The organism is Pseudomonas sp. TWR1-1-4 (assembly GCF_049897165.1).
Lineage (GTDB): Bacteria > Pseudomonadota > Gammaproteobacteria > Pseudomonadales > Pseudomonadaceae > Aquipseudomonas > Aquipseudomonas canadensis.
Genome location: NZ_JAFCVS010000001.1, coordinates 858,016 through 870,041, shown reverse-complemented (window position 1 = coordinate 870,041; position 12,026 = coordinate 858,016). Strand labels below are relative to the sequence as shown.

The 12,026-nt window shown below is 62.1% G+C and carries 10 protein-coding genes; 8 read left to right on the top strand and 2 right to left on the bottom strand.

The features are described 5' to 3' along the window. Positions 1-11: 11 nt before the first annotated feature. Complete coding sequence (mnmC, locus tag ACP7C6_RS04080) at positions 12-1,994, bottom strand: bifunctional tRNA (5-methylaminomethyl-2-thiouridine)(34)-methyltransferase MnmD/FAD-dependent 5-carboxymethylaminomethyl-2-thiouridine(34) oxidoreductase MnmC (protein WP_426108296.1); 1,983 nt, start codon at positions 1,992-1,994, stop codon at positions 12-14. A 141-nt stretch (positions 1,995-2,135) separates the two neighbouring features. On the opposite strand from mnmC, the gene pap reads away from it, so the two are divergent. From pap to ACP7C6_RS04065, 3 genes are all read left to right on the top strand, one after another. Then, positions 2,136-3,650 (top strand): polyphosphate:AMP phosphotransferase, encoded by a 1,515-nt coding sequence (pap, locus tag ACP7C6_RS04075; protein ID WP_028617241.1) that lies wholly within the window; start codon positions 2,136-2,138, stop codon positions 3,648-3,650. A 206-nt stretch (positions 3,651-3,856) separates the two neighbouring features. Beyond that, positions 3,857-5,041, top strand: coding sequence for a thiolase family protein (locus ACP7C6_RS04070; RefSeq protein WP_028617240.1), 1,185 nt, complete (start codon positions 3,857-3,859; stop codon positions 5,039-5,041). Between the two features lie 70 nt (positions 5,042-5,111). Next, positions 5,112-6,068, top strand: a complete 957-nt coding sequence (locus ACP7C6_RS04065) for a DMT family transporter (protein WP_068932110.1) — start codon at positions 5,112-5,114, stop codon at positions 6,066-6,068. On the opposite strand, the gene ACP7C6_RS04060 is transcribed toward ACP7C6_RS04065, so the two are convergent. Beyond that, a complete protein-coding gene (locus ACP7C6_RS04060) occupies positions 6,065-7,447 on the bottom strand; it encodes a class II fumarate hydratase (RefSeq protein ID WP_122725772.1) in 1,383 nt (460 codons plus the stop codon). The genes ACP7C6_RS04065 and ACP7C6_RS04060 overlap by 4 nt on opposite strands. 193 nt (positions 7,448-7,640) lie before the next feature. On the opposite strand from ACP7C6_RS04060, the gene ACP7C6_RS04055 reads away from it, so the two are divergent. The 5 genes from ACP7C6_RS04055 to ACP7C6_RS04035 all read left to right on the top strand — a co-directional run bounded on the left by ACP7C6_RS04055 (position 7,641) and on the right by ACP7C6_RS04035 (position 11,956). Further along, the gene (locus tag ACP7C6_RS04055) at positions 7,641-8,159 is read left to right on the top strand and encodes a DUF2059 domain-containing protein (RefSeq protein WP_014719258.1); all 519 of its coding nucleotides are present in this window, start codon (positions 7,641-7,643) and stop codon (positions 8,157-8,159) included. A gap of 6 nt (positions 8,160-8,165) precedes the next feature. Further along, positions 8,166-8,462: a BolA family protein gene (locus tag ACP7C6_RS04050; protein ID WP_028617237.1), complete on the top strand. Its 297-nt coding sequence runs from the start codon at positions 8,166-8,168 to the stop codon at positions 8,460-8,462. A gap of 118 nt (positions 8,463-8,580) precedes the next feature. Then, on the top strand, positions 8,581-9,522 hold the full coding sequence (locus tag ACP7C6_RS04045; RefSeq protein WP_028617236.1) for a rhodanese-related sulfurtransferase: 942 nt from the start codon (positions 8,581-8,583) through the stop codon (positions 9,520-9,522). Positions 9,523-9,558: 36 nt separating this feature from the next. Then, positions 9,559-10,161, top strand: a complete 603-nt coding sequence (locus tag ACP7C6_RS04040) for a DsbA family protein (RefSeq protein ID WP_174890965.1) — start codon at positions 9,559-9,561, stop codon at positions 10,159-10,161. Further along, positions 10,154-11,956: an ABC transporter ATP-binding protein gene (locus tag ACP7C6_RS04035; RefSeq protein ID WP_028617235.1), complete on the top strand. Its 1,803-nt coding sequence runs from the start codon at positions 10,154-10,156 to the stop codon at positions 11,954-11,956. Before ACP7C6_RS04040 ends, ACP7C6_RS04035 begins: the two co-directional genes overlap by 8 nt. Positions 11,957-12,026: the final 70 nt, after the last annotated feature.

Genomic DNA, 12,026 nt, shown 5'->3' with positions numbered 1-12,026 from the left:
TGCCCGTGTTATCACCCACCCGTGCCGCGAATCAACGCCCGCAGGGCGAACCGATTGGGGTGGCACGCCTCTGACACGCTGGCGGGCACCGGCAACGGCTCGTCGTTGAGCCAGGCTGCGAGCAGTTCGGCGCACAGTGGCGCAGTGATCAGGCCGCGCGAGCCGTGGCCGCTGTTGATGTACAGGCCGTCAAGCCACGGGCAGGCGGCTTCTGGGATCTGGCGGGCATCCTTGCGCAACGCTGCGTAGGCCTGGTCGAAGGCTGCGCGTTCGGCCAGCGGCCCCACAATCGGCAGATAGTCGGGGCTGGTGCAGCGGAAGGCGGCACGGCCTTCCAGCTGTTCGGGGGCCAATGCGTCGGCACCCAACCGTTGCGTCAGGTCGACGGAAATCTCGCGCAGCATCTCCAGGTTGCCGGCGTGTTCGGCGACGGTGGGCGTCAGGTCGTCGCTCTTGAAATCGAAGCTGGCGCCCAGGGTGTGCTCGCCCAGGCGCGCCGGGGCCACGTAGCCTTCGGCGCAGACCACGGTAGCCAGGGCTTCGCTCTGCGGGGTTTGCGCCAGGCGGGTGATCTGCCCGCGAATACGCTTGAGGGGCAGGTCGGCGCTGAACGGAAAACGCTTGATCTCGGCCGCACCGGCTAACACCACCACCGGCGCGCTGGCCAGCCGGGTGTCACCGGCCAGGGCGTGCCACTGGCCGTCAACGCGTTGCAGCTCAAGGGCTTCGTGATGTGTCAGCACCGTGATCAGCGGATGGCGTGCCTGCCACTCGCATAACGCCGGAGGATGCACCCAACCGCCCTCGGGAAAGAACAACCCGCCGTGCTCCAGCGCCACGCCTGCGCGCGCTTGGGCCTGGGCCGGGTTCAGCAGGTGCAGCAAGCCGGGCGAAAAGGCAGCGGCCAACTGCGCCTGGCGCTCGGCCTCCTTGGCGTTGAAGGCCAGTTGCAGCACGCCGCACCCGTCCCAGTCGACGCCACGGTGCAGGTGCTCCAGCAGGCGTCGGGTGTGGCCGAAACCACTGAGTATCAACTGCGACAGGGCTGTGCCGTGGGCCGATAGCTTGAGGTACAGCACGCCTTGCGGGTTGCCCGAGGCTTCCTGCGCCAGGGCCGTATGGCGCTCCAGCAGGCTGACCCGCCAGCCGCGCGCCGCCAGGCTGGCCGCCGTGGTGCAGCCGGCCAGGCCGCCGCCGATTACCAGGGCGTGGCGTTCGCCATCAATGGCAGGCGGCCGTGCGAACCACGGCTTGGCGGCAGGCGGCAAGGGCGTCTGCGCTGGCCAACCGAGGAACTCCCCGCGCAGGATCTCCCATTTATGCCCAATACCCGGCGTGCGCTTCATCTTGAAGCCGGCGGCATTGATCAGCCGGCGCACCCAACCGGTGCTGGTAAACGTGCTGATGGTTGCCCCCGGTGCGGCCAGCCGCGCCAGTTCGGCGAACAGTTCGGCGGTCCACATGTCCGGGTTTTTCGCTGGGGCGAAACCGTCGAGGAACCACGCGTCGATCTGCGCATCCAGTTGCGGCAGTTGCTCCAGGGCATCGCCGATCAACAGGGTAAGGGTCACGCGGCCGTTATCCAGGATCAGGCGTTGGAAGCCTTGGTGGATCGCGATGTATTGCTTGAGTAATTGTTCGGCAAAGGGTTGTAGTTCAGGCCAAAGGGCGAGGGCGCGGTGCAGGTCGGCGTGGCTCAGCGGGTACTTTTCCACGCTGACAAAGTGCAGGTGCGCACCGGCTACCGCGTATTGCTCGAACAACTGCCAGGCGCACAAAAAATTCAAGCCCGTACCGAACCCCGTTTCGCCAATCACCAAGCGCCCGCCCACCGGCAAGGCGGCAAAACGCTCCTGCAAGCGGTTCTGTTCCAGGAACACATAACGGGTTTCTTCAAGGCCGGACTTATCGGAGAAGTACACGTCGTCGAACACCCGTGAGTGCGGGCGGCCTTGGTCATCCCAGTCGAGCTGGGCGTGGGTGATGGGGTTCATGGGCGGCTCGGTCAAGACAAGGCCGCCATTCTAGCCGATCAACAGGCAATGAATTGACCCACGGCAAGCACCGATGGAATTTCCTCCCGCGTGTTGCTGCCCAATCCGCTAGTCTTGAGCCATCTTGAAACGGAGCTGCCCATGTTCGAATCCGCCGAAATCGGTCACGCCATCGACAAAGACACCTACGACGCCGAAGTCCCTGCGCTGCGTGAGGCACTTCTGGAGGTGCAATACGAGCTGCAGCAGCAGAAGCGCTTCCCGGTGATCATCCTGATCAACGGTATCGAGGGTGCCGGTAAGGGTGAGACGGTCAAGCTATTGAACGAATGGATGGACCCGCGTCTGATCGAGGTGCGCACCTTCGACCAGCAGACCGACGAAGAGCTGGCCCGGCCGCCGGCCTGGCGCTACTGGCGGCAACTGCCCGCCAAAGGCCGCATGGGGATCTTCTTCGGTAATTGGTACAGCCAGATGCTGCAGGCCCGCGTGCATGGGCAGATCAAGGACGCGCGCCTGGACCAGGCTATCGCCGGTGCGGAGCGTCTGGAAAAGATGCTCTGTGATGAAGGCGCACTGATCTTCAAGTTCTGGTTTCACCTGTCCAAGAAGCAAATGAAGGCGCGGCTCAAGGCCCTGGCCGATGACCCGCTGCACAGCTGGCGCATCAGCCCGCTGGATTGGCAGCAGTCTGAGACTTACGACAAATTCGTGCATTTCGGCGAGCGCGTGTTGCGCCGCACCAGCCGCGACTATGCACCGTGGCATGTAATCGAAGGGGTGGACAGCAACTATCGCAGCCTCACCGTGGGCAAGCTGCTGCTGGAAGGCCTGCAAAATGCGTTGAAGCTGGTCAAAGGCAAGGCCAGCGGCATGAACCCGGCACCGTTGATCGCCTCCGTGGACAAGAAGAGCCTGCTGGACAGCCTCGACCTGACGCAGCGCCTGGAAAAGGACGATTACGAAGAACAGTTGATCACCGAGCAGGCACGCTTCTCCGGCCTGATGCGCGACAAACGCATGCGCAAGCACGCGTTGATCACGGTGTTCGAAGGCAACGACGCGGCGGGCAAGGGCGGGGCGATCCGTCGGGTGGCGGCGGCGCTGGACCCGCGCCAGTACCACATCGTGCCGATTGCCGCACCGAGCGAGGACGAGCGTGCCCAGCCTTATCTGTGGCGTTTTTGGCAGAAGATCCCGGCGCGGGGCATGTTCACTGTCTTCGACCGTTCGTGGTATGGACGTGTACTGGTGGAACGCATCGAGGGCTTTTGCACCCCAGCGGACTGGATGCGCGCGTATGGCGAAATCAACGACTTTGAAGAGCAACTGCGCGACGCGGGTGTGATCGTGGTCAAGTTCTGGTTGGCCATCGACAAGCAGACCCAACTGGAGCGTTTCCAGGCCCGTGAGGAAATCCCGTTCAAGCGCTTCAAGATCACTGAAGACGACTGGCGCAACCGCGACAAGTGGGACGACTACCGTGCCGCCGTGGGCGATATGGTTGACCGCACCAGCACCGAAATCGCGCCCTGGACACTGGTGGAGGCCAACGACAAGCGCTGGGCGCGGGTCAAGGTGCTGCGCACGATCAACCGGGCACTGGAGGCGGCGTTCGACAAGTCAGACAAGCACGACAAGAAAGGCAAGAAGTAGGAGCGAGCTTGCTCGCGAAAATCGTCAACGATGGCGCGTGTTTTCTGGATAAGCGAGGCGCTCTCGAGTTTTCGCGAGCAAGCTCGCTCCTACAGATAGGTTCGGCGCCATGGTTTTGTATAGGCGGGGTGAATGATCGTCGCGGTTGGCGGGAGCTGGATCTATCCTCGATCCATCTCCCGACAACCACAAGATCGAGGTAGCCCATGCGTGAAGTAGTGATCGTCGACAGCGTACGAACTGGCCTGGCCAAATCGTTTCGTGGCAAGTTCAACCAGACCCGCCCGGATGACATGGCGGCCCATTGCGTCAACGCGCTGCTCACCCGCAATGGAATCGACCCTGCCACCGTGGAGGACTGCATCGTCGGCGCCGGCTCCAATGAAGGTGCCCAGGGCTACAACATCGGGCGCAATGTGGCGGTGTTGTCACAACTGGGCACCGGTACGGCGGGGATGACCCTCAACCGGTTCTGCTCGTCGGGCTTGCAGGCGATTGCCATCGCGGCCAACCAGATCGCGTCGGGCTGCAGCGATATCATCGTTGCCGGTGGCGTCGAGTCCATCAGCCTGACGATGAAAAGCGTCAACACCGACAACCTGATCAACCCGCTGCTGAAAGAGCAGGTGCCGGGTATCTACTTCCCCATGGGCCAGACTGCGGAGATCGTCGCTCGTCGCTACAACGTCAGTCGCGAAGAGCAGGACGTGTACGCCCTGCAAAGCCAGCAACGCACCGCTCAGGCTCAGGCAGACGGTTTGTTCAACGATGAAATCGTGCCGATGGCGGTCAAGTACAAAGTCGAAGACAAGAACACCGGTGAAGTGCAGGTGCTCGAGGGCGTGGTCGACCGTGACGACTGCAATCGCCCGGACACCACGTTGGCCAGCCTGCAAGGCTTGAAGCCGGTATTTGCCGAGGACGGCTCGGTGACGGCGGGTAACTCGTCGCAGCTCTCCGACGGCGCCTCGATGACGCTGGTGATGAGCCTGGAAAAAGCCCTTGAACTGGGCCTCAAGCCGAAGGCGTTTTTCCGTGGGTTCACGGTGGCGGGTTGCGAACCGGACGAGATGGGCATCGGCCCGGTGTTCTCGGTGCCCAAGCTGCTCAAGGCCAAGGGCTTGCAAGTGGCGGATATCGACCTGTGGGAACTCAACGAAGCCTTCGCGTCCCAGTGCTTATATGCGCGTAATCGCCTGGAAATCGACAATGCCAAATACAACGTCAACGGCGGATCGATCTCCATCGGCCACCCATTCGGCATGACCGGCTCACGGCAGGTGGGGCATCTGGTACGTGAGTTGCAGCGGCGCAATCTGCGTTATGGCATCGTCACCATGTGCGTGGGCGGTGGCATGGGCGCCACCGGATTGTTCGAAGCGGTGCGCTGATCTTCGCTACACAAAGTGCGTCGGGTGCCCCTAGAATGCGGCTCCACTTCCTCTGGCTTCTGGGGCACTCATGCACATCTCTTCCGGCCGCTGGGTCTATGGTTTTCTCCTGACCCTGCTGACCGCGTTTCTGTGGGGCATCCTGCCGATCAAACTCAAGCAGGTGCTGCAGGTGATGGACCCGATCACCGTTACCTGGTTTCGCCTGATCGTGGCTGGCAGTTGCCTGTTCGTCTACCTGGCGCTGACCAAGCGCTTGCCCAGCCGCAAGGTGCTGGGCCCCAAGGGTGGCTGGCTGGTAGGGATGGCGGTGTGCGGCCTGGTGGGCAACTACGTGTTGTACCTGGTGGGCCTGAAAATGCTCAGCCCTGGCACGGCGCAACTGGTGGTGCAGATGGGGCCGATCTTCTTGATGATCGCCAGTGTGTTTGTGTTCAAGGAGCGTTTCAGTCGCGGGCAGGTGCTCGGGTTATTCGTGTTGATTGCAGGCTTTGGCCTGTTCTTCAACCAGCGTCTGGAGGAGTTGCTGACATCCCTGGGTGCCTATACCGCCGGTGTGCTGACGATATTGTTGGCCACTTCAATCTGGGTGTTTTACGCCTTGGGCCAGAAGCAGTTGCTGACGGTGTGGAACTCGCTGCAGGTGATGATGGTGATCTACCTCACCTGCGCCTTGTTGCTCACGCCCTGGGCGCATCCTATGGAGGCGTTGGACCTGAGCCCGCTGCAGGGCTGGCTGTTGCTGGCGTGCTGCATGAATACCTTGGTGGCCTACGGCGCTTTTGCCGAAGCGCTTGCCCATTGGGAAGCTTCGCGGGTCAGTGCGACCCTGGCGCTTACACCGCTGGTGACTTTCGTTGCGGTCGCCCTGTCGGCGTGGCTGTGGCCTGAGTATGTGCAGGCCGAAGAGATCAACGCCCTGGGCTATGCCGGGGCGTTGGTGGTGGTGCTGGGTTCGGCGACCGTGGCGCTGGCGCCGTCGTTGCTCGCCGGGCTCAAGGCCCGGCGGTTGCGCATGGCGTCCTAGGCGCCGAGCATGTCTTGCGGGCGAACCCACTGGTCGAACTCCGCGTCGGTGAGGTAGCCCAGGTCCAGCGCGGCCTCCCTTAGCGTCAACCCTTCGGCGTAAGCCTTCTTGGCGATTTCCGCCGACTTGTCGTAGCCGATGTGCGGGTTGAGCGCGGTCACCAGCATCAGCCCGCGCTCCAAGTGCTCGGCCATCTGCACGGGGTCTGGCTCAAGCCCGGCCACACAGTGTTCCTGGAAGTTGTTGCAGCCGTCGGCCAGCAGGCGGATGGATTCCAGCAGGTTGTGGATGATCACCGGCTTGTACACATTCAACTGCAAGTGCCCCTGGCTGGCAGCGATGCCGATGGTCACGTCATTGCCCAGCACCTGGCAGGCCAGCATCGACAGCGCTTCGCACTGCGTCGGGTTGACCTTGCCTGGCATGATCGAACTGCCGGGCTCGTTGGCCGGCAACTTCACCTCGGCCAACCCGGTGCGCGGGCCGGAGCCCAGCAGGCGCAGGTCATTGGCGATTTTCATCAGGGCCACGGCCAGGGTTTTCAGGGCGCCGTGTAGCGTCACCAACGGCTCATGGCCGGAAAGGGCGGCGAATTTGTTCGGCGCGGTGACGAACGGCAAGCCCGACAACGCCGCCAGCTCGGAGGCAATCGCCTCGCCAAAACCGTGGGGCGCATTCAGCCCGGTGCCGACGGCGGTGCCGCCCTGAGCCAACTCGCAGACGGCGGGCAGTGCGGCGCGAACGGCGCGTTCGGCGTAGTCAAGCTGGGCGATGAACGCCGAAAGCTCCTGGCCGAAGGTGATCGGCGTGGCATCCATCATATGAGTGCGGCCGGTCTTCACCAGCTTCATATGTTTGGCTGCTTGTTCAGCCAGGCCGCCGGAAAGCGTCGCAATTGCCGGTAGCAAGCGCTGATGCACAGCCTGGACCGCTGCAATGCTCATGGCGGTGGGGAAGCAGTCATTGGAACTCTGGGAACGGTTGACGTGATCGTTGGGGTGCACCGGGCTCTTGCCGCCACGTTTATTGCCCGCCAGTTCGTTGGCGCGGCCGGCGATCACTTCGTTGGCGTTCATGTTGCTCTGGGTGCCGCTGCCGGTCTGCCAGACCACCAGGGGGAATTGGTCGTCGTGTTGACCATCGAGTACTTCGTCGGCGGCCTGTTCGATCAAGCGGGCGATGTCGGCGGGCAAGTCGCCATTACGGTCATTGACCCGTGCTGCGGCCTTCTTGACCAGGGCCAGGGCGTGCAATACCGCCAGCGGCATACGCTGTTCGCCAATGGCGAAGTTAACCAGCGAACGTTGGGTCTGGGCGCCCCAGTAAGCGTCATCCGGGACGTGAACTTCTCCCAGGCTGTCGGTTTCGATACGGCTCATCGGGCACACTCCTTCAAGTTCGTTTGCGCAGTTTAGGCCGTGTTCGGCCTAGTGGGTTCCCTAAAAGACTTTTCATCGGGTTCATCCCTCGAGAATCTTTATCCAGCAAGGCTCGGGGTTGAGCCATAAGGTTTTTTAGGCGCAGAATGGGCGCCCTTGGGGTCTGACCTCGCCTGCTAGAAAAGGAAACTCGATGACTCGTCTTCGTGCCATCTGTACCGCGGTTGCTCTGGTTTGCGCCAGCGGCCAGGTTCTTGCCGATACCGCCAGCCACAACGCCAGTGCCGAAGCCTTCCTTACCCTGGCCCATGCCGACAAGCTGGGTACCCCGGTGTACATGCAAGTGCAGCAAATGTTCGCCCAGCGTTTTGAACAGACCAAGGCGCCTGCCGCCAAGCAGTCCGTACTGGACAGCTACCAGGCCAAGGCCAACGCCGCCCTGGACCAGGCCATCGGCTGGCCAAAGCTGAAACCTGACATGGTCAAGCTCTACACCACCAACTTCAGCGAATCCGAGCTCAAGGACCTGGTTGCCTTCTACCAGTCGCCGCTGGGCAAGAAAGTCCTGGAAAAAATGCCGCAGCTGACCCAGCAATCGGCCCAGATGACCCAGGCCAAGCTGGAAAGCGCCGTGCCGGTAGTCAACAAGCTGCTGGAAGACATGACCAACGAGCTGGCGCCTAAAGCCGCCGCTCCGGCCAAGAAGAAGTAAGCAGGAATGACCATGCAACAGCGTATCGAAACGGCGCTTGCCGCCTTGGGCACCGACCACTTGAGCGTGCTGGATGAAAGCCATATGCACAGCCGTGGGTTGCAGACCCACTTCAAGGCCGTGCTGGTCAGCCCGCAGTTCGAGGGGCTCAACCGCGTCAAGCGCCACCAGAAGGTCTACGCCACCCTGGGTGACCTGATGAACGAGTTTCATGCGTTGGCGCTGCATACCTACACGCCTGAAGAATGGGCGAAAATCGACGCAGCCCCGGCCTCGCCGACCTGCGCTGGCGGACATGATTGATGATCGGGTGTCTCTGACACCAGGCATTTGTTAGAATCTGCAACGCGCCGCTCAGCCGGCGCGTTTTTTTTGCATCCGGTTCACCCTTTACGAGGGTAGCCACCTGGAGAGAACACCCATGACTCAACCGATCGTCGTGGCGGCACTGTATAAGTTCGTCACCCTCGAAGACTACGTCGCCCTGCGCGAGCCCCTGTTGCAGGCGATGGTCGACAACGGCATCAAAGGCACCTTGCTGATCGCCGAAGAAGGCATCAACGGCACGGTTTCCGGTAGCCGCGAAGGCATTGATGGCCTGATGGCCTGGCTGAAGAAAGATCCGCGCATGGTCGACATCGACCACAAAGAATCCTACTGCGACGACCAGCCGTTCTACCGCACCAAGGTCAAGCTCAAGAAAGAGATCGTGACCCTGGGCGTCGAAGGCGTCGACCCGAACAAGAAAGTCGGTACCTACGTCGACCCGCAGGACTGGAACGCGCTGATCAGCGACCCGGAAGTGCTGTTGATCGACACCCGTAACGACTACGAAGTGTCCATCGGCACCTTTGAAGGCGCGATCGACCCGAAAACCACCAGTTTTCGCGAATTTCCCGACTACATCAAAGCCAACTTCGACCCGGCCAAGCACAAGAAAGTCGCGATGTTCTGCACCGGTGGCATTCGCTGTGAGAAGGCGTCGAGCTACATGCTCAGCGAAGGCTTTGACGAGGTCTATCACCTCAAGGGCGGCATCCTGAAGTACCTCGAAGAGGTGCCGCAGGCAGAAACCAAATGGCAGGGCGACTGCTTTGTTTTCGATAATCGCGTGACCGTGCGCCACGACCTGAGCGAAGGCGACTACGATCAATGTCATGCCTGTCGTACACCGGTCAGTGTCGAAGACCGCGCTTCCGAGCATTATGTGGCTGGCATCAGTTGCCCGCATTGCTGGGATAAGCTGCCGGAGAAGACCCGTCGCAGCGCGATCGACCGGCAGAAGCAGATCGAGCTGGCCAAGGCCCGCAACATGCCGCACCCGATTGGCTTCAACTACAAGCAAACCCCTTCCGAGGCCTGACCCATGTCCGCGCGCCTGCTCTATGTAATGGACCCGATGTGTTCCTGGTGCTGGGGTTTTGCCCCGGTGGCCGAGGCGTTGGTGGAGCAGGCCCAGGCGGCCGGCGTCGAGCTGCATCTGGTGGTAGGCGGCTTGCGTACCGGTAGCGGCGCAGCGCTGGAGCCGACCACCCGGCGTTATATCCTGGAACACTGGCAGGCGGTCACTGACGCCACCGGCCAGCCGTTCAAGCGTGAAGGCGCGTTGCCCGACGGTTTTGTCTACGACACGGAGCCGGCGTGCCGCGCCATCGTCACCGCCCGCAGCCTGGCGCCGGACTGCGCCTGGAAACTGCTGGGGCTGATCCAGCGTGCTTTCTATGTGGAAGGCCGCGACGTGACCCTCGCCAGCGTGTTGGTGGAATTGGCCGAGCAGGCGGGCATCCCGCGCATCGAGTTTGCCGGCGAGTTTGACCGCGCTGAGCAGCATGCCGCCACGGCGGCCGATTTCACCTGGGTGCAAGACCTGGGCATCGCCGGTTTCCCGACGCTGCTGGCCGAGCGTAATGGTCAGTTGGCGTTGCTGACCAACGGTTACCAGCCGCTGTCCGAGCTGTCGCCTCTGCTGGGCCGATGGCTGGAGCGAGCCACCTGTGCATGAACCCGCCCAGCGCACCGATCGCCTGACCTGGGCGGAAATTCGCCGCCTGGCGCTGCGTCACAAGAAATCCCTGTGGATCGCCAATGGCGTCGCCGTGCTGGCGACCTTGTGCAGCGTACCGATTCCCTTGCTGTTGCCGCTGCTGGTGGACGAGGTCCTGCTGGGCCACGGCGACGCTGCCCTCAAGGTGATGAATCACGCGCTGCCGCTGGGCTGGCAGAAGGCGGCCGGCTATATCGGCCTGATGCTGCTGGTGACCCTGTTCCTGCGCTGTGGTGCCCTGGTGTTCAACGTGGTGCAGGCGCGGCTGTTTGCGCGGCTGGCCAAGGACATTGTGTACCGCATCCGTGTGCGCCTGATCGAGCGGCTCAAGCGTATCTCCCTGGGCGAGTACGAAAGCCTGGGCAGCGGCACGGTAACGACTCACCTGGTCACTGACCTCGACACGCTGGACAAATTTGTCGGCGAAACCCTTAGCCGCTTCCTGGTGGCCATGCTCACTCTGGTGGGTACCTCGGCGATCCTGGTGTGGATGCATTGGCAGCTGGCATTGCTGATCCTGTTGTTCAACCCGCTGGTGATCTACGCCACGGTGCAGTTGGGCAAGCGCGTCAAACACCTGAAGAAGTTGGAAAACGACAGCACTTCGCGTTTTACCCAAGCGCTGACTGAAACCCTGGACGCGATCCAGGAGGTCCGCGCTGGCAATCGCCAGGGCTTCTTCCTCGGGCGTCTGGGCCAGCGTGCCCAGGAAGTGCGCGACTACGCGATCCATTCGCAGTGGAAAACCGACGCCTCCAGCCGCGCCAGCGGTTTGCTGTTTCAGTTCGGTATCGACATCTTCCGCGCAGCGGCGATGCTTACCGTTTTGTTCTCCGACCTGTCCATCGGCCAGATGCTCGCGGTGTTCAGCTATCTGTGGTTCATGATCGGCCCGGTGGAGCAATTGCTGAACCTGCAATACGCCTATTACGCGGCAGGCGGCGCGCTGACGCGGATCAACGAACTGCTGGCGCGTGCCGATGAGCCGCAATACGCCGGCGGCGAAGATCCTTTCGTTGGGCGTGAGACTGTCGGCATCGAGGTGCGCGGCCTCAATTTCGGTTATGGCGAAGACTTGGTGCTCGACCAGTTGAACCTGGCCATCGCACCCGGTGAGAAGGTGGCAATCGTCGGCGCCAGCGGCGGCGGTAAAAGTACCTTGGTGCAACTGTTGCTCGGACTCTATACGCCACAGGCTGGAACTATCCGCTTTGGCGGTGCTACCCAGCAGGAAATCGGCCTGGAAACCATTCGCGAAAACGTCGCCGTAGTGCTGCAACACCCGGCGCTGTTCAACGACACGGTGCGCGCCAACCTGACCATGGGCCGCGAACGCAGTGATCAAGCCTGCTGGCAGGCACTGGAAATCGCCCAGCTGGATGCTACCGTCAAGGCATTGCCCATGGGCCTGGACAGTGTGGTGGGGCGTTCCGGGGTGCGGTTTTCCGGTGGGCAACGTCAGCGCCTGGCGATTGCGCGCATGGTGCTGGCCGAGCCAAAAGTGGTGATCCTCGACGAGGCGACTTCCGCCCTGGACGCCGCCACCGAGTACAACCTGCACCAGGCGCTGGCGCGGTTCCTCAGCGGCCGTACTACACTGATTATCGCCCACCGCCTGTCGGCGGTTAAGCAAGCCGACCGAGTGTTAGTGTTCGACGGCGGTCACATTGCAGAGGACGGCGACCATCAACAGCTGATTGCTGACGGTGGGTTGTACGCCAAACTCTACGGGCACTTGCAGCAAGTTCGTTGATTTAGCCTAGGCTGAGCTATCGGAAGCGGTGTTTCGCGTGCGTATCCAGCGGTGCATGTGCAAGGGGCTT